The sequence below is a fragment of the Enterobacter sp. 3U4 genome (assembly GCF_057224565.1).
In genome coordinates, this window is the sequence record NZ_CP136665.1 from 1284294 (window position 1) to 1311023 (window position 26730).

Genomic DNA, 26730 nt, shown 5'->3' on the forward strand with positions numbered 1-26730 from the left:
CGCGTTTTTTTTGCGTCAAAAATAGTTACAACATACTGAAGGTCACGTAGAGAAAGTCCGCAGGTAACACTGTGATCGCCATCGCTTTGCAGGGCGCTCTACCCCTTAATACCTGAGATGTTAAATTCTGACTGGCTTTTTGTACGATGAAATAAAAATAACTTTATATTTCATATTGATATGGTTTTTAAGAAGATACCGCTTTGGTGGTATTCGGTGTAACCCCTCGCCTGAAAGTCCCTCGTCGTCTTGATCGTTATCAATTCTCCCCCTCTTTCAGGGCGTTACCTTCGCTGCAAATCAGCAATGTCGATTTAGAGAGCCACAGGCTCCATACAGGAGATACCCGATGAGCAAATTTTTGGACCGGTTTCGCTACTTCAAACAGAAGGGTGAAACTTTTGCCGATGGGCACGGCCAGGTTCTGGATACCAACCGGGACTGGGAAGACGGTTACCGTCAGCGCTGGCAGCATGACAAAGTCGTCCGTTCGACCCACGGCGTGAACTGTACTGGCTCATGCAGCTGGAAGATTTTCGTTAAAAATGGTCTGGTGACCTGGGAGATGCAGCAGACCGACTACCCGCGCACCCGCCCGGATATGCCAAACCACGAGCCGCGCGGCTGCCCGCGTGGCGCCAGCTACTCCTGGTATCTCTACAGCGCGAACCGTTTGAAATACCCTCTGATGCGCAAGCGCCTGATGAAAATGTGGCGTGAAGCGAAAGTGCAGCACAGCGATCCGGTGGATGCCTGGGCGTCCATCATCGAAGACGCTGATAAGGCGAAAAGCTTCAAGCAGGCTCGCGGCCGCGGCGGCTTTGTGCGTTCCTCATGGAAAGAGGTGAACGAGCTGATTGCCGCCTCCAACGTCTACACCGTCAAAACCTACGGTCCTGACCGCGTGGCGGGCTTCTCGCCGATCCCGGCGATGTCGATGGTCTCTTATGCCTCCGGCGCGCGCTATCTCTCCTTAATCGGCGGTACCTGCCTGAGCTTCTACGACTGGTACTGCGACCTGCCGCCAGCGTCTCCGCAGACCTGGGGCGAGCAGACCGACGTGCCGGAATCCGCGGACTGGTATAACTCCAGCTACATTATCGCCTGGGGCTCTAACGTGCCGCAGACGCGTACGCCGGACGCGCACTTCTTTACCGAAGTCCGTTACAAAGGCACCAAAACCGTGGCGGTAACCCCTGACTACGCGGAAATCGCCAAGCTGTGCGATCTATGGCTGGCACCTAAACAGGGTACCGATGCCGCGATGGCGATGGCGATGGGCCACGTCATGCTGCGTGAGTTCCATCTGGATAAGCCAAGCCAGTACTTCACCGACTACGTCCGCCGCTATACCGACATGCCGATGCTGGTCATGCTGGAAGAGCGTGACGGGTACTATGCCGCAGGCCGTACGCTGCGTGCTGCCGATCTGGTGGATTCGCTGGGTCAGGAAAATAACCCTGAATGGAAAACCGTTGCGTACAACAGCAACGGCGAGCTGGTGGCGCCAAACGGCTCTATCGGCTTCCGCTGGGGCGAGAAGGGCAAGTGGAACCTTGAGCAACGTAACGGCACTACCGGCGAAGAGACGGAGCTGCGCCTGAGCATGCTGGGTAGCCAGGACGAGATCGCTGAAGTTGGGTTCCCGTACTTCGGCGGCGAAGGTTCCGAGCATTTCAACAAGGTTGAACTGAAAAACGTACTGATGCACAAGCTGCCGGTTAAACGCCTGCAGCTGGCCGACGGCTCTACCGCGCTGGTTACCACCGTCTATGACCTGACCATGGCGAACTACGGCCTGGAACGCGGTCTGGGCGATGAAAACTGCGCCACCGGCTATGACGACGTGAAAGCCTACACCCCGGCATGGGCGGAACAGATCACCGGCGTACCGCGCGCGCACATTACCCGTATCGCACGTGAGTTCGCGGAAAACGCCGACAAAACGCACGGTCGTTCCATGATCATCGTCGGTGCGGGTCTGAACCACTGGTATCACCTCGATATGAACTACCGTGGCCTGATCAACATGCTGATCTTCTGCGGCTGCGTAGGCCAGAGCGGCGGCGGCTGGGCGCACTACGTGGGCCAGGAAAAACTGCGTCCGCAGACCGGCTGGCAGCCGCTGGCGTTTGCCCTCGACTGGCAGCGTCCGGCACGCCACATGAACAGTACCTCTTACTTCTATAACCACTCCAGCCAGTGGCGCTACGAAACGGTGACCGCGCAGGAGCTGCTGTCACCGATGGCGGATAAATCCCGCTACAGTGGGCACCTGATTGACTTCAACGTGCGCGCCGAGCGCATGGGCTGGCTGCCGTCGGCGCCGCAGCTGGGCACGAACCCGCTGCGCATTGCTGAAGCGGCGAAGAAAGCGGGCATGTCACCGGTGGATTACACCGTGAAATCCCTGAAGGATGGCTCAATCCGCTTCGCGGCGGAACAGCCGGAAAACGGTAAAAACCACCCGCGTAACCTGTTCATCTGGCGCTCCAACCTGCTGGGCTCGTCCGGTAAAGGCCACGAGTACATGCTGAAATACCTGCTCGGTACCGAAAACGGTATCCAGGGGAAAGATCTCGGCAAGCAGGGCGGCGTGAAGCCGGAAGAGGTGGAGTGGAAAGATAACGGTCTCGACGGCAAGCTGGATCTAGTGGTGACGTTCGATTTCCGTCTGTCCAGCACCTGCCTGTACTCCGACATCGTGCTGCCAACCGCGACCTGGTACGAAAAAGACGACATGAATACCTCGGATATGCATCCGTTTATTCATCCGCTGTCTGCGGCCGTTGACCCGGCGTGGGAATCGAAAAGCGACTGGGATATTTACAAAGACATCGCGAAGAAGTTCTCCGAAGTCTGCGTAGGGCACCTGGGCAAAGAGACCGACGTGGTGACGCTGCCAATCCAGCACGACTCCGCCGCTGAACTGGCGCAGCCGCTGGACGTGAAGGACTGGAAAAAAGGCGAATGCGACCTGATCCCGGGCGTGACCGCACCGCATATTATTCCGGTTGAACGCGACTACCCGGCAACCTACGAGCGCTTTACCTCTATCGGCCCGCTGATGGAGAAAATCGGTAACGGCGGGAAGGGGATCGCCTGGAACACCCAGAGCGAAATGGATCTGCTGCGCAAGCTCAACTACACCAAAGCGGACGGCCCGGCGAAAGGCCAGCCAATGCTGAACACGGCGATTGATGCGGCAGAGATGATCCTGACCCTGGCCCCGGAAACCAACGGTCACGTTGCCGTGAAAGCCTGGGCGGCACTGAGCGAGTTCACCGGTCGCGACCATACGCACCTGGCGACGAATAAAGAGGAAGAGAAAATCCGCTTCCGCGATATTCAGGCCCAGCCGCGCAAGATTATCTCCAGCCCGACCTGGTCAGGCCTGGAAGACGAGCATGTGTCTTATAACGCGGGCTACACCAACGTTCACGAGCTGATCCCATGGCGCACCCTGTCAGGCCGTCAGTCGCTGTATCAGGATCACCAGTGGATGCGCGACTTCGGTGAAAGCCTGCTGGTTTACCGTCCGCCAATCGACACCCGCTCCGTGAAAGCGGTGATGGGCGCGAAATCGAACGGTAACCCGGAGAAGGCGCTGAACTTCCTGACGCCGCACCAGAAGTGGGGTATTCACTCCACCTACAGCGACAACCTGCTGATGCTGACCCTGTCGCGCGGCGGTCCGATTGTCTGGATGAGCGAATCGGACGCCAAAGATCTGGGTATTGAAGATAACGACTGGATCGAAGTGTTCAACAGCAACGGTGCCCTGACGGCGCGTGCGGTGGTGAGCCAGCGCGTACCGGCCGGGATGACCATGATGTATCACGCGCAGGAACGTATCGTTAACCTGCCGGGGTCAGAAATTACCGAGCAGCGCGGCGGGATCCACAACTCCGTGACCCGCATTACGCCGAAGCCGACCCACATGATCGGTGGCTATGCGCAGCTGGCCTACGGCTTTAACTACTACGGCACCGTAGGATCGAACCGCGATGAGTTCGTGGTGGTACGTAAGATGAAGAACATTAACTGGTTAGACGGCGAAGGTAATGACCAGGTACAGGAGAGCGTAAAATGAAAATTCGTTCACAAGTCGGCATGGTGCTGAATCTGGATAAATGCATCGGCTGTCATACCTGCTCGGTCACCTGTAAAAACGTCTGGACCAGCCGTGAAGGTATGGAGTACGCCTGGTTCAACAACGTCGAAAGCAAGCCGGGCACCGGCTTCCCGACCGACTGGGAAAACCAGGAGAAGTGGAAGGGCGGCTGGATCCGTAAAATCAACGGCAAGCTGCAGCCGCGCATGGGTAACCGCGCTTGGCTTCTGGGAAAAATCTTCGCTAACCCGCACCTGCCGGGCATCGACGATTACTACGAGCCGTTTGACTACGACTACCAGAACCTGCACAACGCGCCGGAAGGTAAACACCAGCCGATCGCCCGTCCTCGCTCGCTGATCACCGGTCAGCGCATGGACAAAATTACCAGCGGTCCAAACTGGGAAGAGATTCTGGGCGGCGAGTTCGAGAAACGCGCCAAAGACCAGAACTTCGAAAACATGCAGAAGGCGATGTACGGCCAGTTCGAAAATACCTTCATGATGTATCTGCCGCGCCTGTGCGAGCACTGCCTTAACCCGGCGTGCGTGGCGACCTGCCCGAGCGGCGCCATCTACAAGCGTGAAGAAGACGGCATCGTGCTGATCGACCAGGACAAGTGCCGCGGCTGGCGTATGTGCATCACCGGCTGCCCGTACAAAAAGATCTACTTCAACTGGAAGAGCGGCAAATCCGAGAAGTGCATCTTCTGCTACCCGCGTATTGAAGCCGGGATGCCAACCGTCTGTTCCGAAAGCTGCGTAGGCCGTATTCGCTACCTCGGCGTGCTGCTGTACGACGCGGACGCGATTGAAAACGCCGCCAGCACCGAGAACGAGAAAGATCTGTATCAGCGTCAGCTGGACGTGTTCCTCGATCCGAACGATCCGAAGGTGATTGAGCAGGCGCTGAAGGACGGCATTCCGCAGAGCGTGATTGACGCCGCGCAGCAGTCGCCGGTGTACAAAATGGCGATGGACTGGAAGCTGGCCCTGCCGCTGCATCCGGAATACCGCACGCTGCCGATGGTCTGGTACGTGCCGCCGCTGTCGCCGATTCAGTCTGCCGCTGACGCGGGTGAGCTGGGCAGCAACGGTATCCTGCCTGACGTGGAGAGCCTGCGTATTCCGGTTCAGTACCTGGCTAACCTGCTGACCGCAGGGGACACCCAGCCGGTACTGCTGGCGCTGAAGCGTATGCTGGCGATGCGTCACTTCAAGCGTGCCGAAACCGTGGACGGCGTAACCGATACCCGCGCGCTGGAAGAGGTCGGTCTGACCGAAGCGCAGGCGCAGGAGATGTACCGCTATCTGGCGATTGCCAACTACGAAGACCGTTTCGTGGTGCCGAGCAGCCATCGTGAACTGGCCCGCGAAGCCTTCCCGGAAAAAAATGGCTGTGGTTTTAGCTTTGGCGACGGTTGCCACGGGTCAGACAGCAAATTCAACCTGTTCAACAGCCGCCGCATCGACGCCATGGATGTGACCAGTAAAACGGAGCCGCACTCATGATTGAACTCGTCATTGTTTCGCGTCTGCTCGAGTACCCGGATGCTGCGCTTGCGCAGCATCAGCAGGAACTCTTTGATGCACTCGCGTCTTCTGAAAACCTGGATAAAGAGGATGCCCAGAAGCTTGGCGTTTTCCTCCGGGACCTGTTAGCGCGCGACCTTCTGGACGCGCAGGCGGACTACAGCCAGCTGTTTGACCGCGGACGTGCAACGTCCCTGCTGCTATTTGAACACGTTCACGGTGAATCCCGTGACCGCGGTCAGGCGATGGTGGATCTGATGGCCCAGTACGAACAGCACGGCCTGCAGCTCGACAGCCGCGAACTGCCTGACCATCTGCCGCTCTATCTGGAGTATCTGGCGCAGCTGCCGAAAGAGGAGGCGCTGGGCGGTCTGCAGGACATCGCGCCGATCCTGGCGCTGCTCGGCGCGCGTCTTCAGCAGCGGGAGAGCCGCTATGCGGTGCTGTTCGATCTGCTGGTGAAGCTGGCTAACGCCGCGGTCGACAGTGAAAAAGTGGCGGAGAAAATCGCGGATGAAGCCCGCGATGATACGCCACAAGCGCTGGATGCGGTCTGGGAAGAAGAGCAGGTGAAATTCTTTGCTGACCAGAACTGCGGCGAGTCTGAAATCTCCGCTCACCAGCGTCGCTTTGCCGGCGCGGTTGCCCCGCAATATTTGAATATCTCTAACGGAGGACGGCACTAATGCACTTCCTGAATATGTTCTTCTTTGACATTTACCCGTATATCGCGGGCACCGTGTTCCTGGTGGGAAGCTGGCTGCGTTACGACTACGGCCAGTACACCTGGCGTGCCGCCTCCAGCCAGATGCTGGATCGTAAAGGGATGCATGTGGGCTCTAACCTGTTCCACATCGGTATTCTGGGCATTTTTGCCGGTCACTTCCTCGGAATGCTGACGCCGCACTGGATGTATGAAGCGTGGCTACCGATTGAGGTGAAGCAGAAGATGGCGATGATCGCCGGCGGTGCCTGCGGGGTGATGACCTTAGTAGGTGGCCTGCTGCTGCTGAAACGTCGCCTGTTCAGCCCGCGCGTGCGTGCGACCACGACCGCAGCGGATATCCTGATCCTCTCCCTGCTGATGGTGCAGTGCGCGCTGGGCCTGCTGACCATTCCGTTCTCGGCGCAGCATATGGACGGGAGCGAAATGATGAAGCTGGTCGGATGGGCGCAGTCCGTGGTGACCTTCCACGGCGGAGCGTCCGCGCACCTGGACGGCGTGGCGTTTATCTTCCGCGTTCACCTGGTGCTGGGGATGACGCTGTTTGTGCTGTTCCCGTTCTCTCGTCTGGTGCATATCTGGAGCGCGCCGGTAGAGTACCTGACGCGCAAATACCAGATTGTGCGCGCCCGTCGCTAATTCGCCGTTTTGATGCCAACCCCGCACTCGCGGGGTTTTTTTTCGCCCCAGCCCAGGTTATTGCCCGCGGCAGCAAACAGAATCAGCGCGCCGCCCGCCAGCTGCGTCAGGTTCAGCGCGTGTCCAAATACCAGATTATCGACAACGATCGCCACCACCGGATAGATAAACGACAGGGAGCCGGTTATAGGCGTCGGCAGCTTCTGAATTGCGCTGTAGAGCAGCTGGTACATAATGCCGGTATGGACGATGCCCAGCGTCAGCAGGATCGGCCAGGGGAAATCACCGGAAAATGACGGCATGCTGGCAAACGGCAAAAGCATCACGACGCCCGTCAGCACCTGGATAAAGGCAATATGCTGCGGCGCAACGGATCTGAGTTTGCGGGCAATAATGGCCGTGACCGCGTAGAAGAAAGCCGCGGCCATCGCCAGGCCGATTCCGGCGAGCCATTCACCGCCATGCGCGCCGGTCAGCTCGCTGGAGAGCAGTATCACCACGCCGCCAAAGGCGAGGAACAGCCAGCCCCATTTCACGAGGCTGACGCGTTCACCAAAAAACATCCCCATCAGGACCAGCATAAACGGCTGGGTGTTATAGACCACGGTCGAAAGGCCAATCGAGATCCGCTCATAGGCGGCGAAGAGCAGCAGCCAGTTCACCACTAATGCCACGCCGCCGAGAATAGCCAGCAGCAGCGTGGTGGGGGTGAGGGGACTAAAGGGCTTTTGATTTACCCGGATAAAAATAAAAAGCGCCACTGCTCCGATAAGACAGCGCCAGAACACCACTTCCGTCACCGGTAGACCGGAGAGCAAAACAAACGCGCCGATAGAGCCGGAAATTAACATCGCCAGGCTCATTTGCCAGACGCCTTTATGTAAATCACGCATCATCCACCTCCTGATTGATGACGCTATTGTCGAAAATTGCTGTCGGGTATTACAGGGGTGATATAAGGTTAAAGAGGTGAAAGACTTTTTAAAATTAGGTGAAAAGAATGGAATGCCTTCTTGATGATATCGACCGACAAATTTTAGCCTGCCTCGTTGAGGATGCGCGCATGTCTTTGAAGGTGCTCAGCGGACGCATCGGTCTGACATCCCCCAGCACGGCAGAACGCCTGAAGAGGCTGGAAGAGCGCGGTGTGATTCAGGGTTATGGTGCGCGTGTGAATCTGGCGGCGCTGGGGTATACGCTTCAGGCGCTGGTGCGCGTGCGGCCTTTGCCTGGGTTGTTGCATAAGGTGGATAAGTACATTCAGGCGATGCCGGAGTGTATTGAGAGCGACAAAGTCACCGGGGAAGATTGCTTTGTGATTAGGCTGGTGGTGCGCTCGATAGAGCAACTGGATGCGTTGCTGGACGGCCTGGCGGAGCATGCCCAGTGTAATACGTCGATTGTAAAGAGTTCGCCGGTGAAGCGCCGTTTGCCGCCGATGTAGGCTTCTGTCGCCGGGTGGTGGCTGCGCCTTACCCGGCCTACAAAGGCGGACTCGGTTTTTTATATTGGAGAAGTGATGGTGGTGGGGGAAGGATTACTCGGCGCGTTGCGCCTCGCCCTTCGGGTCGTTGCCTGCGGCAACGCTTTCTCGCTGCGCTCGAATCGAACCTTAGTCGAAGCTTCTCATCCTTCCCCGTTACGGAAATTCATGATGCCTGGTGCGAACGGAAGGTTTGGAATCGTTGAAAGTGATGGTGGTGGGGGAAGGATTACTCGGCGCGTTGCGCCTCGCCCTTCGGGTCGTTGCCTGCGGCAACGCTTTCTCGCTGCGCTCGAATCGAACCTTGGTCGAAGCTTCTCATCCTTCCCCGTTACGGAAATTCATGATGCCTGGTGCGAACGGAAGGTTTGGAATCGTTTGAAAGTGATGGTGGTGGGGGAAGGATTCGAACCTTCGAAGTCGATGACGGCAGATTTACAGTCTGCTCCCTTTGGCCGCTCGGGAACCCCACCAGGGGCAATTCAAATTTTGAGGTCGTGCTGAGAGATGGTGGTGGGGGAAGGATTCGAACCTTCGAAGTCGATGACGGCAGATTTACAGTCTGCTCCCTTTGGCCGCTCGGGAACCCCACCACGGGGTAATGCTTTTTACTGGCCAGCTTCCTGCTGGAAGCGGGGCGCATCATATCAAATGAGACGCCCCTGTAAAGCATTCCTTTAGGGAAACGAAGCTGTTTGCTTGCTTTTTATCCGTAAAGGCGCAAAGCTAATCAATTCATTTTCCGAAAGATTAAAGGATGATGGTTCTGTTGCCATACACGAAGACCCGCTGCGCCAGCACCTGATACAGCGCACGACTCAGTACGTTCTTCTCAACGTCACGCCCCGCGCGCATCATGTCCTCGGCAGTATAAGTGTGATCCACATGAATCACGTCCTGCATGATGATTGGACCTTCGTCCAGGTTGTCATTCACGTAGTGCGCGGTCGCACCGATGATCTTCACCCCACGCTCGTACGCCTGGTGGTATGGACGCGCGCCAATAAAGGCCGGCAGGAACGAGTGGTGAATGTTGATGATCTTGTTCGGGAAGCGCGCCACGAAGGATGGCGTTAATACGCGCATGTATTTCGCCAGCACCACGTAGTCCGGGTTATGCGCTTCAATGGCCTGGGCCATCAGATCGTCGTGTTCTTCACGGGTATGGCCTTCATGGCTCACCAGCTCAAACGGAATGTCAAAGCGCTCGACCAGCGTACGCAGCGTCTCGTGGTTGCCAATAACGGCAGCGATTTCAACGTCCAGACCGCCGTAGTTGGCTTTCATCAGCAGGTCGCCCAGACAATGTGCTTCTTTGGTCACCAGGATCACGATGCGGCGTCGACCGGCTGGGGTCAGCTCGCGTACGGAACCTTCCGGAAGCGCGCTGTCCAGATCGGCCAGCAGGGTGGTGTCGTTGAAAATACCTTCGAGTTCGGTACGCATAAAGAAGCGGCCGGTACGGTGGTCAACGAACTCGTTGTTCTGCACGATATTCAGTTCATGTTTGTAGCAAATGTTGGTAATTCGTGCGATCAGCCCTTTTTGATCGGGACAGATGGTGCGCAGAACTTTACGTTGTAATGATTGCATCGCCGGGAAATCCTGTTTGTATTTGCGAAGTCTGGGTTGTCAGGCATTACTGCCCGCAACACTTTTTAAATTTTTTACCTGAACCACACGGGCAGGGATCGTTACGACCAAACTGTGGGCGCGTTCCGTCAATATAATACCATTGCCCGCTTTCCTTTAAGAACCGGGAACGCTCGATAATGGCACCAGGTTTATTATTCTCGGTAAAACGGGCAACAAAGCTGACGTAACCTTCATCAATATGGCTGCCTGGAGAGGATTCATAGACGGTGAGGCCGAGCCACTGCGTATTCGCAAACCCGGCTTCGATGTCCTGTTTGAAATCGGCCGCGCGGCAGGATGGATGCCAGGTTTTAATCAGGTAGTCTGCGTCTTTGATCACAAAAGCAGTGTACCGTGAACGCATAAGGTGTGACGGGTCTGGTGCAACCTGATCGCCAGACAGATATCGCTGGCAACATAGGCTATACTCCAGAGCGCTACCACAAGGGCAGAGTTGAGACACGATTCTCTTCCTGGAACAAAATATAAAGGCGTAAAACGCTTCGGGTAGCACTATGTTAACTGAGGCGTTGCGTTGACGCTATGTCAGGAATCCAGGGGAAGTAAAACAGAACTAATGAGAAAGGTTAAAATTGGGCTGGCGCTGGGTTCAGGTGCCGCCCGGGGATGGTCGCACATCGGCGTGATTAATGCCCTAAATCAGATGGGCATTACTGTCGATATTGTTGCAGGGTGTTCAATCGGATCGCTTGTCGGCTCGGCTTACGCGTGCGGGAAGCTTCCGGAACTCGAGACGTGGGTGCGCTCCTTTAGCTACTGGGACGTGCTGCGTCTGATGGACCTCTCATGGCAGCGTGGTGGGCTGTTGCGCGGCGAACGCGTCTTTAACCAGTTCCGCCAGGTTATGCCTCTCGAAGACTTCACTGATTGTCAGATGCCTTTCGGCGCCGTCGCGACGAACCTCAGTACAGGACGCGAACTCTGGCTCACCGAAGGCGATCTCCATCTTGCCGTGCGCGCCTCCTGCAGCATGCCGGGGCTCATGGCGCCTGTCCCACACAACGGTTACTGGCTTGTCGATGGTGGCGTCGTTAACCCGGTTCCCATCTCTCTGACGCGCGCAATGGGGGCGGACATCGTGATTGCCGTCGACCTGCAGCACGATGCCCACCTGATGCAGCAGGATCTCATGCCGGTCAATCTCCAGAGCGAAGATGCTGAGAGCGAGAAACTGGCCTGGCATGAACGCCTGCGCGGAAGAATAGGGCGTATGGCCGCGCGTCGTTCGGTTGCCGCGCCGACGGCGATGGAAATCATGACCACCTCAATTCAGGTACTCGAGAATCGCCTTAAACGTAACCGTATGGCAGGCGACCCTCCGGATATTCTTATTCAGCCGTACTGTCCGCAAATCTCTACCCTTGATTTCCATCGGGCTGAGGCCGCCATCGCAGCGGGCTCGTTAGCCGTCGAAAAGAAAATGGACGAATTGTTGCCTTTTGTGCAGACCGCACGTTAAGCACCTTTTTTTGACTACTTCAGCAAAATCTGACAGGCGATAGTGCCGATCGCATGCCACTATTTAGTTACTGTCAGCCAGGGGAGGAACCATGACGCAGCCATTGGCCGGAAAACACATTTTGATTGTTGAAGACGAGCCCGTTTTCCGATCGCTACTGGATTCGTGGTTATCCTCGCTGGGCGCAATGACGTCACTGGCTGAAGATGGCATCGACGCCCTGGAAAAAATGAACAGCATTACGCCCGATTTGATGATTTGCGACATTGCGATGCCGCGCATGAATGGGCTGAAGCTGGTTGAACATCTGCGTAACGAAGGCAATCAGACGCCAATTCTTGTGATCTCTGCCACCGAGAACATGGCGGATATCGCAAAAGCATTACGTCTCGGGGTACAGGATATTCTGCTTAAGCCGGTCAAAGATTTGCACCGGCTGCGAGAAACGGTGTTAGCGTGCCTTTATCCGAATATGTTTAATTCCCGGGTAGAGGAAGAGGAGCGTCTTTTCCAGGACTGGGACGCTCTGGTGAGCGATCCGCCTGCCGCGGCGAAGCTATTGCAAGAACTCCAGCCGCCCGTTCAGCAAACTATTTCCCACTGTCGCGTAAATTATCGACAGCTGGTGGCCGCTGACCAGCCAGGACTGGTGCTGGATATTGCGCCACTGTCAGATTCCGACCTTGCGTTTTATTCTCTGGATGTCACCCGGGCGGGGGATAACGGTGTATTAGCGGCGTTACTTCTTCGTGCGCTATTTAATGGTTTGTTGCAGGAACAGTTATCCCATCAGGGACAACGGTTGCCGGAGTTAGGCAGTTTACTCAAACAGGTAAACCAGCTTTTTCGTCAGGCCAATCTGCCTGGACAGTTCCCGCTATTGGTCGGCTATTACCATAGCGGTTTAAAAAATCTGATCCTCGTTTCAGCTGGTCTCAATGCATCACTGAATACCGGTGAACATCATATTCAGGTGAGTAACGGTGTACCGCTTGGGACGTTGGGAACGGCGTATCTTAATCAAATTAGCCACCGCTGTTCCTCCTGGCAGTGCCAAATTTGGGGCGCCGGAGGACGGCTACGCTTAATGTTGTCCACGGAATAAGCAATTGGATCGTAATTTTAAGATTGCTTTACCTGTGTTTTGCGGGGAGTGCTACTATCGCTGCCCAGTTTCATGCGTATTTATCCTAATTGATCGGCAACGCGTTCTTTTCAGACCCGAACTGCGGGGCGAGGCTGATATACTCAACGCGTTATTTATTGCATAAAAGTTCAAAACTTGAACAGCTCAGGAGAATTTGAATGGCTGCCCTAAATTCGAAAGTCAGAAAGGCCGTTATCCCGGTAGCGGGATTGGGGACCAGGATGTTACCAGCAACTAAGGCGATTCCTAAAGAGATGTTGCCTCTGGTTGATAAGCCATTAATCCAGTATGTCGTTAATGAATGTATTGCAGCCGGCATCACTGAAATTGTGCTGGTTACGCATTCATCTAAAAACTCTATCGAAAACCATTTCGATACAAGCTTTGAACTTGAAGCCATGCTGGAAAAGCGTGTTAAGCGCCAGCTGTTAGAAGAAGTTCAGTCTATTTGCCCTCCACACGTCACCATTATGCAGGTTCGTCAGGGGCTGGCTAAAGGTCTGGGTCACGCTGTTATGTGCGCGCATCCTGTTGTGGGTGATGAGCCTGTAGCGGTAATTCTGCCTGACGTTATTCTGGACGAATACGAATCCGATCTTTCTCAGGATAACCTGGCTGAAATGATCAAACGTTTCGACGAAACCGGCAGCAGCCAGATCATGGTTGAGCCTGTTGAAGACGTGACGGCATACGGTGTGGTTGACTGCAAAGGCGTTAACCTTGAGCCGGGCGAAAGCGTGCCAATGGTTGGCGTCGTAGAGAAGCCTAAAGCCGACGTAGCGCCTTCAAACCTTGCCGTTGTAGGTCGCTATGTCCTGAGTGCTGAAATCTGGCCTCTGCTGGCTAAAACGCCTCCAGGAGCGGGTGATGAGATCCAGCTGACGGATGCCATCGATATGCTGATCGAGAAAGAGACCGTTGAGGCCTACCATATGAAAGGTAAGAGCCATGACTGCGGTAATAAGCTCGGTTATATGCAGGCGTTTGTTGAATATGGTATCCGCCATAATACCCTTGGCGAAGAATTTAAAACTTGGCTCAAAGAGAGTACTGGTATTAAGAAATAAGCCACGGTTGTAAATGTTCGAAACCGGTGAGGCGCCGCCCACCGGTTTTTTTATGCCTATAACACTCCCAAAACCTGTCTGAAAGTACAGTCGATGAAATTGCCAAATAATGCTTTATGACAGAGTGTAAGAGGATGTTTGCGACAAATTTAGGTTAAAAAAAATCCCGCAATATGCGGGATTTTCTGAATGAGGCTCGATTAATCCTTGATCAGGAAGTCGTCCAGCTGTTTACCCTGCTCATCCATCGCTTTCTTGATAACAGCAGGAGTACGACCCTGGCCAGTCCAGGTTTTAGTTTCGCCGTTCTCATCAACGTAGCTATATTTAGCAGGACGTGCAGCACGCTTGGCTTTAGTACCGGTTTTAGCGGCAGCCATGCTGTTCAGCAATTCATTTGGATCGATACCATCAGCAATCAGCATTTCACGATATTGCTGCAGTTTACGAGTACGTTCTTCGATTTCCGCTGCAGCAGCGCTTTCTTCTTCACGACGTTCATTAACTACAACTTCTAATTTTTCCAGCATTTCTTCAAGCGTTTCGAGGGTGCATTCTCTTGCCTGCGCACGAAGAGTACGGATGTTGTTCAGAATTTTAAGTGCTTCGCTCATTGTAGTAATCTCAAACTTATAATGGGGGGTGGTTTGTTGACCTAATAATAGAGCCATAAATTCAGATGTGCAATAGCCAGGAATGTAAGGAATTCAAAAAATACTAAATAATGCCGCTATTATTAATTACGCTAACTTAAATTCCAGCATCCAACTGTCTCGGTTGTTATCACCGGAACCTGCTTAACCCGGTCGATTGCGTCTTTTTTTTGTGACATTTCCCGCAGGAATTATAGTTGCGGCGGAGAAATATCAGCCTTTTGTATTAGTTCTCACCCCTGGTGTTAAGCCTGAAATAGTTAATAAATAGTGAATTTTAAAGGGCCGAGATTCCACTATAAAAAGAAGTGTTATGTTTGGCTTAACTTATAACATATTGGCGGGGCTGAATGGGTTTACTTCATGTTTTAACGGGTTATTTTCATAAACAGAAGGGACTGAATGCGGCACAGAACCGCATCCTCTGTGCGCTGCATCGCTGATGACCAGACAAAATATGGTACAATGACTCATCGGGAATATTACACATTGATTAGGGTTTTACGGCCAATGGCACAACTTTATTTCTACTATTCGGCAATGAATGCAGGGAAATCCACCGCGTTGCTGCAATCTTCGTACAATTACCAGGAACGCGGGATGCGTACCGTTGTTTACACGGCTGAAATTGACGATCGCTTTGGCGCAGGGAAGGTGAGCTCCAGAATAGGGCTCTCGTCGCCTGCCAGGCTGTATAACCCGAAAACCGATCTGTTTGAAGACATTCGTGCAGAACATGCGGCACAGCCCATTCACTGTGTTCTGGTCGATGAGAGCCAGTTTCTGACGCGTGAACAGGTCCATGCCCTGTCAGAGGTAGTTGATGAGCTTGATATCCCCGTGCTCTGTTACGGCCTGCGTACTGATTTCCGCGGGGAGCTTTTTGAAGGGAGCCAATATTTGCTCGCCTGGTCGGATAAACTTGTCGAACTGAAAACGATCTGCTTCTGCGGTCGTAAAGCCAGCATGGTACTTCGTCTCGACCAGGCCGGGAAACCTTATGCAGATGGCGAGCAGGTGGTGATAGGCGGCAATGAACGCTATGTTTCGGTCTGCCGTAAGCATTATAAAGAAGCGCTGTCTGTAGGCTCGCTGACGGCGATTCAGCACGACAACAGAAAATAACCTCAGTCTTATTTTTCAGACATAAAAAAACCCGCCGTTAAGGCGGGTTTTTCATCTGCTGCTGTCAATTAAGCGGTTTTCTTCGCTTTCTTGTCAGCTTTGATGACAGGGGCTTCTGTTTTCACAGCGGCAACGTCACCTTCTTTGAACTCACGACCGTAGTAGGTATCCAGCAGAATCTGTTTCAGCTCGGAGATCAGTGGGTAGCGCGGGTTGGCACCAGTACACTGGTCATCGAATGCATCTTCAGACAGCTTGTCTACGTGAGCAAGGAAGTCAGCTTCCTGTACGCCCGCTTCACGGATTGATTTAGGAATACCCAGTTCAGCCTTCAGGCTTTCCAGCCATGCCAGCAGTTTCTCAATCTTCGCTGCAGTGCGATCGCCCGGTGCGCTCAGACCAAGGTGGTCAGCGATTTCAGCATAGCGACGACGTGCCTGTGGACGGTCGTACTGGCTGAAAGCCGTCTGCTTGGTTGGGTTGTCGTTAGCGTTATAACGGATAACGTTGCTGATCAACAGGGCGTTCGCCAGACCGTGAGGAATGTGGAACTGTGAGCCCAGTTTGTGCGCCATTGAGTGGCAAACACCCAGGAAGGCGTTGGCAAACGCGATACCGGCGATGGTTGCTGCACTGTGGACACGTTCACGTGCTACAGGGTTTTTAGACCCTTCGTTGTAGGACGCTGGCAGGTTTTCCTTCAGCAGTTTCAGAGCCTGCAGAGCCTGACCGTCAGAGAACTCAGATGCCAGCACAGAAACGTAAGCTTCCAGGGCGTGAGTTACCGCATCAAGACCACCGAATGCACACAGTGACTTCGGCATCTCCATAACCAGGTTCGCATCAACGATAGCCATGTCTGGGGTCAGTGCATAGTCAGCCAGTGGGTATTTCTGACCTGTTGCATCGTCCGTTACTACCGCGAATGGCGTAACTTCTGAACCGGTACCGGAAGTGGTGGTGACCGCAATCATTTTCGCTTTTACGCCCATTTTCGGGAACTTGTAGATACGTTTACGGATATCCATAAAGCGCAGCGCCAGCTCTTCGAAGTGAGTTTCTGGATGTTCGTACATGACCCACATGATTTTCGCGGCGTCCATTGGGGAACCACCACCCAGCGCAATAATCACATCTGGTTTGAAGGAGTTAGCCAGCTCAGCACCTTTACGCACAACGCTCAGGGTAGGGTCAGCTTCAACTTCAAAGAACACTTCAGTCTCAACGCCAGACGCTTTCAGCACGGAGGTGATCTGGTCAGCGTAGCCGTTGTTGAACAGGAAACGGTCAGTCACGATGAGCGCACGTTTGTGGCCATCAGTAATCACTTCATCCAGCGCGATTGGCAGAGAGCCACGGCGGAAGTAGATAGATTTCGGAAGTTTATGCCACAACATGTTTTCAGCTCGCTTAGCAACGGTTTTCTTGTTGATCAGGTGTTTTGGACCAACGTTTTCAGAGATGGAGTTACCACCCCAGGAACCACAACCCAGAGTCAGGGAAGGTGCGAGTTTAAAGTTGTACAGGTCACCGATACCACCCTGAGAAGCAGGGGTGTTGATCAGGATACGCGCAGTTTTCATCATCTGACCGAAGTGAGCAACGCGCTCTGGCTGGTTGTCCTGGTCAGTGTACAGACAAGAGGTGTGACCGATACCGCCCATGGCAACCAGCTTCTCTGCTTTCTCTACCGCGTCTTCGAAATCTTTCGCACGGTACATGGCAAGCGTAGGAGACAGTTTTTCGTGAGCAAACGGCTCGCTTTCGTCAACAACTTTCACTTCACCGATCAGGATCTTGGTCGTTGCCGGAACGGTAAAGCCTGCGAGCTCAGCAATTTTGTAAGCTGGCTGACCCACGATAGCAGCGTTCAGTGCGCCATTTTTCAGGATAATGTCCTGAACCGCTTTCAGCTCTTTGCCCTGCAGCAGGTAGCCGCCGTGGCTGGCGAAACGTTCACGAACAGCGTCGTATACGGAATCGACAACAACAACAGACTGTTCAGATGCACAGATCACGCCGTTATCGAAGGTTTTAGACATCAGTACAGACGCAACGGCACGTTTGATGTCAGCGGTTTCGTCGATAACAACCGGGGTGTTACCGGCGCCCACACCTATCGCTGGTTTACCGGAGCTGTATGCGGCTTTAACCATGCCAGGACCACCGGTCGCCAGGATCAGGTTAATGTCCGGGTGATGCATCAGCGCATTGGAGAGCTCGACGGAAGGTTGGTCGATCCAGCCAATCAGATCTTTTGGTGCGCCAGCAGCGATCGCCGCCTGCAGGACGATGTCTGCAGCTTTGTTGGTGGCATCTTTCGCACGTGGGTGTGGAGAGAAGATGATTGCGTTACGGGTCTTCAGGCTAATCAGTGATTTGAAGATTGCAGTAGACGTTGGGTTAGTGGTTGGAACAATACCGCAGATAATGCCGATAGGTTCAGCGATGGTGATGGTACCGAAGGTGTCGTCTTCGGACAGCACGCCACAGGTTTTCTCATCTTTATAGGCGTTGTAGATATACTCGGAAGCGAAGTGGTTTTTAATCACTTTATCTTCCACGATACCCATGCCGGATTCGGCAACGGCCATTTTAGCGAGAGGGATTCGAGCATCTGCAGCAGCCAGTGCGGCCGCGCGGAAGATTTTATCAACCTGTTCTTGGGTGAAATTGGCATATTCACGCTGGGCTTTTTTAACGCGCTCGACGAGGGCGTTCAGTTCAGCGATATTAGTAACAGCCATAATGCTCTCCTGATAATGTTTAAACTCTTTTAGTAAACCAGCGCTCGATACGTCACACAGTATAGACAGAGCCGATACGACTTGCGTAACACAAAGTAAAACAAAGAGTTACTTTCTGCGTCAGCACACTAATTTACTAAAAGAGCCTTACCTTAGCATCATCCCTTTTTGTCAGGCGATCTCCCTGGGGGCGTAGCCAAGATTACTCACTTCTGAGTACGGAAATCATGATCTACGTCAATTTTCCCCCAAGCTGATACCTTTCAGCAGGGTTATTTCTTTGAGATTTTTCCAGTGTTAAATAATTACGTAAGTATTGGAAGTGGCGCTATCATGAATTATACATATGTTTAACATCCTGAAATGATAACGTTTTGCCACAGATTTCGAGTGAAGTATGCTGATAAAAAGGGTATCTTCAGCGCGATTTCTCACGACAAATTGTCAGTCCCGGGCATGTGCATAAGCGGAGCAAAACGTGATCCAAACGCTCTTTGATTTTCCAACGTATTTTAAATTTTTTATTGGTTTGTTTGCCCTGGTCAACCCGGTGGGGATCATTCCTGTCTTCATTAGTATGACGAGTTACCAGACGGCGGCGGCCAGGAATAAGACCAACCTGACCGCTAACCTGTCAGTCGCTATCATATTACTCACCTCCCTTTTTCTGGGTGACGCCATTCTCCAGCTCTTCGGGATTTCGATCGACTCTTTCCGCATAGCGGGTGGGATCCTGGTCGTGACCATCGCCATGTCCATGATCAGCGGTAAGCTGGGCGAGGATAAACAGAACAAGCAGGAGAAGTCAGAAACCGCCATCCGCGAAAGTATTGGCGTAGTGCCTCTGGCCTTACCGCTCATGGCTGGCCCCGGTGCCATCAGCTCAACCATTGTCTGGGGCACGCGTTACCATAGCCTGATGCATCTGGTTGGATTTTCCGTCGCCATTGCGCTTTTCGCGCTCTGCTGCTGGGGCGTATTCCGCATGGCACCCTGGCTGGTGCGCCTGTTGGGGCAGACGGGCATTAACGTTATAACGCGTATTATGGGTCTGCTGTTGATGGCGTTAGGGATTGAATTCATCGTTACGGGAATTAAAAGCATTTTCCCCGGTTTGCTGCACTGATATTTCGTATGAAAGAACGGAGCAACGGCTCCGTTTTTTTACGTCATTATCAGTAAATCCTATAACTAAAGTTGAAATGCTTACATATCATAATAAATTCTACTAATAATGTTCATTGCTTGTATTTCAACAAGTTATTAAATCCCGCCAAACCCGCCTGCGCAGAAAACCTTCGATCGATCTGTTATTTTACTCACATGATACTCTGGGGCTTGCTGAGAGATAACCGAAATGATATTAGTAATTTCAACATTCCCCTAGATGAATGTGCTAAATAATAACCAGTTGTTAAATTTTTGTACAAAATCACTCGATGATAGCGCAGCGACGCGCTTGTAGAGAAAAAATTCTCTATCTTTTTGAATATTATGTTTTTTACGTGATGTTCGATGTCCGGCAGGGCTGCCCTCAACGATGCGGTACTCACCGTAAAAGAGAATTGCTTAACAAATTTGCAAAATGTATTGGCGCGCGTTTACGCCATTTGATACTTTCCGGCCTAATATTTTGCAGCATAAAACAAGCAGATGAGAATTATTTTCATATAGTTTTCTTCTCAGATATCCAGCGCAGGCCTCAAACAGGGGAGGCCTGTTAAGAATCGACGCAAGACGGCCATACGAGCGGTCAGTAATAAAAAAGTCGGTGATAGCAAGCAGTAAAAGAAGAACCTGACAGCAGCAAAAAAAACTCCTGCGCTGTACAGGCCCCAACAGGGGATTACACAGCTGGCGAAGGCCAGTCATTATAATGAGTGGAGTACCAACACAATGTCCATCATCACAAAAAAAAATCTGGTAGCGGCGGGGATTTTAACTGCGCTAATCGCGGGCAACGCTGCAATGGCTGCGGACGTTCCTGCAGGTGTTCAACTGGCTGAGAAACAGACGCTGGTGCGTAACAACGGTGCGGAAGTTCAGTCTCTCGACCCGCACAAAATTGAAGGTGTTCCTGAGTCTAACGTTAACCGCGACCTGTTCGAAGGCCTGCTGGTAACGGACGTAGACGGCCACCCGGCGCCGGGTGTAGCCGAAAAATGGGAAAACAAAGATTTCAAAGTCTGGACCTTCCATCTGCGTAAAGATGCGAAATGGTCCGACGGTACACCGGTCACGGCCGAAGATTTCGTTTATAGCTGGCAGCGTCTGGCGAACCCAACAACCGCCTCTCCGTATGCGAGCTACCTGCAATATGGCCATATCGCCAATATTGATGACATCATCGCGGGTAAAAAACCTATTACCGACCTGGGCGTAAAAGCGATCGATGCTAATACCTTTGAAGTAACGTTGAGCGAACCTGTTCCGTACTTCTATAAGCTGCTGGTTCACCCGTCCGTCTCCCCGGTACCAAAATCCGCCGTGGAAAAATTTGGTGAAAAATGGACCCAGCCTGCCAATATCGTGACCAACGGTGCCTACAAGCTGAAAGACTGGGTGGTCAACGAGCGTATGGTGCTTGAGCGTAACCCGCAATACTGGGACAACGCGAAAACCGTTATTAATCAGGTGACCTACCTGCCAATTTCTTCCGAAGTGACTGACGTTAACCGCTATCGCAGCGGTGAAATCGACATGACCTATAACAACATGCCGATTGAACTGTTCCAGAAACTGAAAAAAGAGATCCCTAAAGAAGTTCACGTCGATCCGTACCTGTGCACCTATTACTATGAAATCAACAACCAGAAGGCACCGTTCACCGACGTACGCGTTCGTACCGCGCTGAAGCTGGCACTGGATCGCGATATCATCGTGAACAAAGTGAAAAACCAGGGCGATTTGCCGGCGTATAGCTATACCCCTCCATACACCGATGGCGCAAAACTGACCGAGCCAGACTGGTTCAAACAGACTCAGGAACAGCGTAACGCAGAAGCGAAGAAACTGCTGGCCGAAGCGGGCTACACCGCAGATAAGCCGCTGACCTTCAGCCTGCTGTACAACACCTCCGATCTGCATAAAAAACTGGCTATCGCCGTCGCCTCGATCTGGAAAAAGAACCTGGGCGCGAACGTGAAGCTGGAGAACCAGGAGTGGAAAACCTTCCTCGACAGCCGTCATCAGGGCACCTTTGATGTGGCACGTGCAGGCTGGTGTGCGGACTATAACGAACCGACCTCCTTCCTGAACACCATGCTGAGCGACAGCTCGAACAACACCGCGCACTATAAGAGCCCGGCGTTCGACAAGCTGATTGGCGACACGCTGAAAACCACTGACGAAGCACAGCGTACAGAACTGTACTCTAAGGCCGAGCAGCAGCTGGATAAAGATTCCGCGATCGTTCCGGTTTACTACTACGTTAACGCCCGTCTGGTGAAACCGTGGGTAGGTGGGTATACCGGTAAAGACCCGATGGATAATATCTACGTTAAAAACTTGTATATTATCAAGCATTAATGGCAATGAGTGGGGCGGGCGTGCTCGCCCCACGGTGTCTAACCAACGTCACATAATATAGGCACACGCCAGAAGGTACGGGCAATGTTGAAATTTATCCTACGTCGCTGTCTTGAAGCGATTCCAACGCTATTTATTCTCATCACGATTTCCTTCTTCATGATGCGCCTTGCGCCGGGAAGTCCATTTACCGGTGAACGTACGCTGCCGCCAGAAGTCATGGCGAATATCGAAGCGAAATACCACTTGAACGATCCTATCTCCACCCAGTACTTCAATTACCTGAAGCAGCTGGCCCACGGCGATTTTGGACCGTCATTTAAATATAAAGACTATTCCGTTAACGACCTGGTGGCGTCCAGCTTCCCGGTTTCGGCTAAGTTGGGTGCTGCGGCATTCATTCTGGCCATCGTTTTCGGCGTCACCGCGGGCGTTATCGCCGCGCTCAGACAAAATACCAAATGGGATTATGCCGTAATGGGTGTGGCAATGACCGGGGTAGTGATACCCAGCTTCGTTGTCGCGCCATTACTGGTGATGATATTTGCCATCACGCTGAAGTGGCTGCCGGGCGGCGGCTGGAACGGCGGGGCATTAAAGTTCATGATTTTGCCGATGGTGGCATTATCTCTGGCGTACATCGCCAGTATCGCGCGTATCACCCGTGGTTCAATGATCGAAGTGCTGCACTCGAACTTCATTCGTACCGCGCGCGCTAAAGGGCTGCCGATGCGTCGGATTATCTTCCGCCACGCGCTCAAACCGGCGCTGTTACCCGTGCTCTCCTACATGGGGCCGGCATTTGTCGGGATCATCACCGGCTCAATGGTTATCGAAACAATCTACGGCCTGCCTGGCATTGGTCAGCTGTTCGTTAACGGCGCGCTTAACCGCGACTATTCGCTGGTTCTTAGCCTGACGATTCTCGTCGGTGCGCTGACCATTCTCTTCAACGCTATCGTCGATGTGCTGTATGCCGTCATCGACCCGAAAATTCGTTACTAACGCTGGAGCACGCCATGATGTTGAGTAAGAAAAACAGCGAGGCGCTGGAAAACTTCAGTGAAAAACTGGAAGTAGAAGGTCGTAGCCTCTGGCAGGACGCGCGCCGTCGCTTTATGCACAACCGTGCTGCGGTTGCCAGTCTGGTTGTTCTGGTGATCATTGCGCTGTTTGTGACCCTTGCGCCGATGCTGTCGCAATTTACCTATTTCGACACCGACTGGGGCATGATGTCCAGCGCGCCGGATATGGAATCTGGCCACTATTTTGGCACGGACTCTTCCGGACGCGATCTGCTGGTGCGTGTCGCTATCGGTGGCCGTATCTCGCTGATGGTCGGTATTGCTGCCGCGCTGGTGGCCGTGATCGTGGGTACGCTCTACGGCTCACTTTCCGGCTATCTTGGCGGTAAAATCGACTCGGTAATGATGCGTCTGCTGGAAATCCTGAACTCCTTCCCGTTCATGTTCTTCGTCATCCTGCTGGTGACCTTCTTCGGTCAGAATATCCTGTTGATCTTCGTGGCCATCGGGATGGTTTCCTGGCTGGATATGGCGCGTATTGTCCGCGGCCAGACGCTGAGCCTTAAACGCAAAGAGTTTATCGAAGCCGCGCAGGTCGGCGGTGTCTCTACCGGGAATATCGTGGTTCGCCATATCGTTCCTAACGTGCTGGGCGTGGTGGTGGTCTATGCCTCACTGCTGGTGCCAAGCATGATCCTGTTTGAATCCTTCCTGAGCTTCCTCGGTCTGGGTACGCAAGAACCGTTGAGCAGCTGGGGCGCGCTGTTGAGTGACGGTGCAAACTCAATGGAAGTGTCACCGTGGCTGCTGTTATACCCGGCGGGTTTCCTGGTCGTTACCCTGTTTTGTTTTAACTTTATCGGCGATGGCCTGCGTGATGCCCTCGACCCGAAAGACCGTTAAGGAGCGCCGTCATGACAATTATTGAAACGGCAACCGCGCCACAGGCGCAGCAGCGGAGCGACCTTCTGCTGGACGTAAAAGATCTTCGCGTCACCTTTAAGACCCCGGACGGGGATGTGACCGCCGTGAACGATCTCAACTTCAACCTGCGCGCGGGAGAAACGCTCGGCATCGTGGGTGAATCCGGATCCGGGAAATCCCAGACCGCCTTTGCGCTAATGGGCCTGCTGGCCGCTAACGGTGTGATTGGCGGTTCCGCGAAATTCAACGGTCGCGAAATCCTCAACCTGCCGGAGCACGAGCTGAACAAGCTGCGTGCCGAGCAGATCTCGATGATTTTCCAGGATCCGATGACCTCTCTGAACCCGTACATGCGCGTCGGTGAGCAGCTGATGGAAGTCCTGATGCTGCACAAAGGTCTGGGCAAAGCCGAAGCCTTTGAAGAGTCGGTCAAAATGCTCGATGCGGTGAAAATGCCGGAAGCGCGCAAGCGCATGCGTATGTTCCCGCACGAGTTCTCTGGCGGTATGCGTCAGCGCGTGATGATTGCGATGGCGCTCCTGTGCCGGCCAAAACTGCTGATTGCCGACGAACCGACCACCGCGCTGGACGTTACCGTTCAGGCACAAATCATGACCCTGCTGAACGAGCTCAAGCGTGAGTTCAACACGGCGATTATCATGATCACCCACGATCTGGGCGTGGTGGCGGGCATCTGTGACAAAGTGCTGGTGATGTATGCCGGTCGTACCATGGAATACGGCAAAGCGCGTGACGTATTCTATCAGCCAGCTCATCCTTACTCGATTGGCCTGCTGAACGCGGTGCCGCGCCTCGATGCGGAAGGGGAATCCCTGCTCACCATTCCGGGCAACCCGCCAAACCTGCTGCGCCTGCCGAAAGGCTGTCCGTTCCAGCCGCGCTGCCCGCACGCGATGGAAATCTGCAACAGCGCACCGCCGCTGGAAGAGTTTGCACCAGGCCGTCTGCGCGCCTGCTTTAAGCCGCAGGAGGAGCTGGTATGAACGCATTAGATGAAAAACGCAATGTGCTGCTCGAGATTGCTGACCTCAAGGTGCATTTCGACATCAAAGACGGCAAACAGTGGTTCTGGCAGCCGTCGAAGACCCTGAAAGCGGTGGACGGCGTCACGCTGCGCCTCTATGAAGGGGAAACCCTGGGCGTGGTGGGCGAGTCCGGCTGCGGTAAATCGACCTTTGCGCGCGCCATTATCGGTCTGGTGAAAGCCACCGACGGCAAAGTGGCCTGGCTGGGTAAAGATCTGCTTGGCATGAAACCCGACGAGTGGCGCGACGTGCGCAGCGATATCCAGATGATTTTCCAGGATCCGCTGGCGTCATTAAACCCGCGCATGACCATCGGTGAGATTATTGCCGAGCCGCTGCGTACCTATCATCCGAAGATGTCCCGTCAGGAAGTGCGCGATCGCGTTAAGGCGATGATGCTGAAAGTCGGGCTGCTGCCTAATCTCATCAACCGCTATCCTCACGAGTTCTCCGGCGGCCAGTGTCAGCGTATTGGCATAGCGCGTGCGCTGATCCTCGAACCAAAGCTGATTATCTGTGATGAACCGGTTTCCGCGCTCGACGTCTCCATTCAGGCGCAGGTGGTTAACCTGCTGCAGAAACTGCAGCGCGAAATGGGGCTGTCGCTGATCTTCATCGCGCATGACCTGGCCGTGGTGAAACACATCTCTGACCGCGTGCTGGTGATGTATCTGGGGCACGCCGTTGAGCTGGGCACCTATGACGAGGTGTACCACAATCCGCTGCACCCTTACACCAAAGCGCTGATGTCGGCGGTGCCGATTCCCGATCCCGATCTGGAGAAAAATAAAACCATCCAGCTTCTGGAAGGGGAATTGCCTTCACCGATTAATCCGCCGTCGGGCTGCGTTTTCCGCACGCGCTGCCCAATGGCCGGGCCGGAATGTGCAAAAACGCGACCGGTTCTGGAAGGCAGTTTCCGACATGCGGTTTCCTGCCTGAAAGTAGACCCGTTATAATCGCAAGGGCTGACATGATGTCAGCCCTTATTTTTTGCGAGGTCACTGTGTCGCGTTTATTCACGTCAGCCCGTCGGCGGCTATATCATGTTTTATTCGATCCTGAAACGGTTTCCGGACGACGATTCGAAGGTCTTTGCGGCTTATTTGCGCTTCTCAGCGTGGTGGTCATCTTTATTGAATCGGGTGCCGGGACGCAATACCACCTGACGTTTGACGAATGGCATATCTTTGTCTGGCTCGAGCTGGCGATTACCCTGGTTTTTACCGCTGAATATCTTCTCCGGGTAATAGCCTGGCCCAACCCGGCCAGATATGTTTTCAGCTTCTGGGGATTTATTGATTTAGCCACCATTCTGCCGCTCTACGTCATGTGGCTGTGGCCGGAAATCAGCCTGAGCTATGTCTTTGCCTGGCGGGCGATGCGCGTTATTCGGGTATTACGTATTCTGAAATTACTGCGCTTTATGCCGTCATTGCGCGTGTTCTGGAGTGCGATCGTCAGCGCCCGGCATCAGCTTATTTTGTTCTACTCGTTTATTGCCATCGTCATGATTGTTTTTGGCGCGCTGATGTATTTAATAGAAGGGCCAAAATATGGCTTTACGACGCTCAATGCGTCCGTCTACTGGGCCATTGTGACCGTGACGACCGTGGGGTACGGTGATATTACGCCCCATACGCCATTGGGTCGCATCGTGGCGTCGGTGCTGATTTTGATTGGCTATTCGGTGATTGCGATCCCGACCGGGCTTATTACCACGCACATGAGCAGCGCATTTCAGAGCCGCAAGCAGCAGCGCAAATGTCCGGCATGTCATCAGGGTGAACATGACCTCAACGCGCGGTTTTGTAACCGCTGCGGCAGTGAATTACCGGAGTAAATAAAAAAGGCTGCAATC

At 53.5% G+C, this 26730-nt stretch carries 21 protein-coding genes, 2 tRNA genes and 2 other RNA genes; 16 read left to right on the top strand and 9 right to left on the bottom strand.

All coding sequences use genetic code 11. From position 1 onward, the window contains the following. Positions 1-349: 349 nt before the first annotated feature. From RVY89_RS06040 to narI, 4 genes are read left to right on the top strand one after another with little or no spacing between them, the layout of a single operon-like run. On the top strand, positions 350-4093 hold the full coding sequence (locus tag RVY89_RS06040) for a nitrate reductase subunit alpha (protein ID WP_484827199.1): 3744 nt from the start codon (positions 350-352) through the stop codon (positions 4091-4093). Continuing rightward, a complete protein-coding gene (narH, locus tag RVY89_RS06045; RefSeq protein WP_111966460.1) occupies positions 4090-5625 on the top strand; it encodes a nitrate reductase subunit beta in 1536 nt (511 codons plus the stop codon). Before RVY89_RS06040 ends, narH begins: the two co-directional genes overlap by 4 nt. Continuing rightward, positions 5622-6332: a nitrate reductase molybdenum cofactor assembly chaperone gene (gene narJ, locus RVY89_RS06050; RefSeq protein WP_045908972.1), complete on the top strand. Its 711-nt coding sequence runs from the start codon at positions 5622-5624 to the stop codon at positions 6330-6332. The genes narH and narJ overlap by 4 nt, the downstream gene beginning before the upstream one ends. Next, positions 6332-7009: a respiratory nitrate reductase subunit gamma gene (narI, locus tag RVY89_RS06055; protein WP_023312107.1), complete on the top strand. Its 678-nt coding sequence runs from the start codon at positions 6332-6334 to the stop codon at positions 7007-7009. The genes narJ and narI overlap by 1 nt, the downstream gene beginning before the upstream one ends. Here the strand turns inward: narI and RVY89_RS06060 are convergent. After that, the gene (locus RVY89_RS06060) at positions 7006-7902 is read right to left on the bottom strand and encodes a DMT family transporter (protein WP_484827903.1); all 897 of its coding nucleotides are present in this window, start codon (positions 7900-7902) and stop codon (positions 7006-7008) included. The genes narI and RVY89_RS06060 overlap by 4 nt on opposite strands. A gap of 107 nt (positions 7903-8009) precedes the next feature. On the opposite strand from RVY89_RS06060, the gene RVY89_RS06065 reads away from it, so the two are divergent. After that, positions 8010-8453, top strand: coding sequence for an Lrp/AsnC family transcriptional regulator (locus tag RVY89_RS06065; protein WP_371898589.1), 444 nt, complete (start codon positions 8010-8012; stop codon positions 8451-8453). A gap of 76 nt (positions 8454-8529) precedes the next feature. On the opposite strand, the gene RVY89_RS06070 is transcribed toward RVY89_RS06065, so the two are convergent. The 6 genes from RVY89_RS06070 to RVY89_RS06095 all read right to left on the bottom strand — a co-directional run bounded on the left by RVY89_RS06070 (position 8530) and on the right by RVY89_RS06095 (position 10590). Then, positions 8530-8660, bottom strand: a non-coding RNA gene (locus tag RVY89_RS06070) — RtT sRNA. A 44-nt stretch (positions 8661-8704) separates the two neighbouring features. Further along, positions 8705-8835, bottom strand: a non-coding RNA gene (locus RVY89_RS06075) — RtT sRNA. A gap of 45 nt (positions 8836-8880) precedes the next feature. After that, positions 8881-8965 (bottom strand) — tRNA-Tyr (locus tag RVY89_RS06080). Between the two features lie 35 nt (positions 8966-9000). Continuing rightward, a tRNA-Tyr gene (locus RVY89_RS06085) sits at positions 9001-9085 on the bottom strand. A 157-nt stretch (positions 9086-9242) separates the two neighbouring features. Further along, entirely contained in the window at positions 9243-10085 is an 843-nt protein-coding gene (gene purU, locus RVY89_RS06090) for a formyltetrahydrofolate deformylase (RefSeq protein ID WP_023312104.1), read from the bottom strand. A gap of 46 nt (positions 10086-10131) precedes the next feature. Beyond that, entirely contained in the window at positions 10132-10590 is a 459-nt protein-coding gene (locus RVY89_RS06095) for a YchJ family protein (RefSeq protein ID WP_484827200.1), read from the bottom strand. Positions 10591-10704: 114 nt separating this feature from the next. Between RVY89_RS06095 and rssA the strand changes: the two genes are divergently transcribed. From rssA to galU, 3 genes are all read left to right on the top strand, one after another. Next, positions 10705-11607, top strand: a complete 903-nt coding sequence (rssA, locus tag RVY89_RS06100) for a patatin-like phospholipase RssA (RefSeq protein WP_484827201.1) — start codon at positions 10705-10707, stop codon at positions 11605-11607. Between the two features lie 91 nt (positions 11608-11698). After that, on the top strand, positions 11699-12712 hold the full coding sequence (gene rssB, locus RVY89_RS06105) for a two-component system response regulator RssB (protein ID WP_484827202.1): 1014 nt from the start codon (positions 11699-11701) through the stop codon (positions 12710-12712). A gap of 200 nt (positions 12713-12912) precedes the next feature. Then, complete coding sequence (gene galU, locus RVY89_RS06110; protein ID WP_371898584.1) at positions 12913-13821, top strand: UTP--glucose-1-phosphate uridylyltransferase GalU; 909 nt, start codon at positions 12913-12915, stop codon at positions 13819-13821. A gap of 200 nt (positions 13822-14021) precedes the next feature. Here the strand turns inward: galU and hns are convergent, their stop codons facing one another. Continuing rightward, positions 14022-14435 (bottom strand): histone-like nucleoid-structuring protein H-NS, encoded by a 414-nt coding sequence (hns, locus tag RVY89_RS06115; RefSeq protein ID WP_008502781.1) that lies wholly within the window; start codon positions 14433-14435, stop codon positions 14022-14024. A 549-nt stretch (positions 14436-14984) separates the two neighbouring features. On the opposite strand from hns, the gene tdk reads away from it, so the two are divergent. Further along, positions 14985-15599 (top strand): thymidine kinase, encoded by a 615-nt coding sequence (tdk, locus tag RVY89_RS06120; RefSeq protein WP_484827203.1) that lies wholly within the window; start codon positions 14985-14987, stop codon positions 15597-15599. Between the two features lie 68 nt (positions 15600-15667). Here the strand turns inward: tdk and adhE are convergent, their stop codons facing one another. Further along, positions 15668-18346, bottom strand: coding sequence for a bifunctional acetaldehyde-CoA/alcohol dehydrogenase (adhE, locus tag RVY89_RS06125; RefSeq protein ID WP_484827204.1), 2679 nt, complete (start codon positions 18344-18346; stop codon positions 15668-15670). 478 nt (positions 18347-18824) lie between these two features. Here adhE and RVY89_RS06130 point away from each other — a divergent pair, with 478 nt between their 5' ends. From RVY89_RS06130 to RVY89_RS06160, 7 genes are all read left to right on the top strand, one after another. Further along, positions 18825-19472, top strand: coding sequence for a YchE family NAAT transporter (locus RVY89_RS06130; RefSeq protein ID WP_234649645.1), 648 nt, complete (start codon positions 18825-18827; stop codon positions 19470-19472). Between the two features lie 770 nt (positions 19473-20242). Beyond that, positions 20243-21874 (top strand): oligopeptide ABC transporter substrate-binding protein OppA, encoded by a 1632-nt coding sequence (gene oppA / locus RVY89_RS06135; RefSeq protein WP_271368167.1) that lies wholly within the window; start codon positions 20243-20245, stop codon positions 21872-21874. An 84-nt stretch (positions 21875-21958) separates the two neighbouring features. Beyond that, positions 21959-22879 (top strand): oligopeptide ABC transporter permease OppB, encoded by a 921-nt coding sequence (gene oppB / locus RVY89_RS06140; RefSeq protein ID WP_008502786.1) that lies wholly within the window; start codon positions 21959-21961, stop codon positions 22877-22879. A 14-nt stretch (positions 22880-22893) separates the two neighbouring features. Further along, complete coding sequence (oppC, locus tag RVY89_RS06145; protein ID WP_023312096.1) at positions 22894-23802, top strand: oligopeptide ABC transporter permease OppC; 909 nt, start codon at positions 22894-22896, stop codon at positions 23800-23802. A gap of 11 nt (positions 23803-23813) precedes the next feature. Continuing rightward, positions 23814-24827, top strand: a complete 1014-nt coding sequence (gene oppD, locus RVY89_RS06150; RefSeq protein WP_045404931.1) for an ABC transporter ATP-binding protein — start codon at positions 23814-23816, stop codon at positions 24825-24827. After that, positions 24824-25828 carry a murein tripeptide/oligopeptide ABC transporter ATP-binding protein OppF gene (gene oppF / locus RVY89_RS06155; protein WP_008502789.1) on the top strand — a complete coding sequence of 335 codons (1005 nt, stop codon included), beginning with the start codon at positions 24824-24826 and terminating at the stop codon, positions 25826-25828. Before oppD ends, oppF begins: the two co-directional genes overlap by 4 nt. Positions 25829-25842: 14 nt before the next feature. Beyond that, on the top strand, positions 25843-26712 hold the full coding sequence (locus RVY89_RS06160; RefSeq protein WP_484827205.1) for an ion transporter: 870 nt from the start codon (positions 25843-25845) through the stop codon (positions 26710-26712). Positions 26713-26730 lie beyond the last annotated feature (18 nt).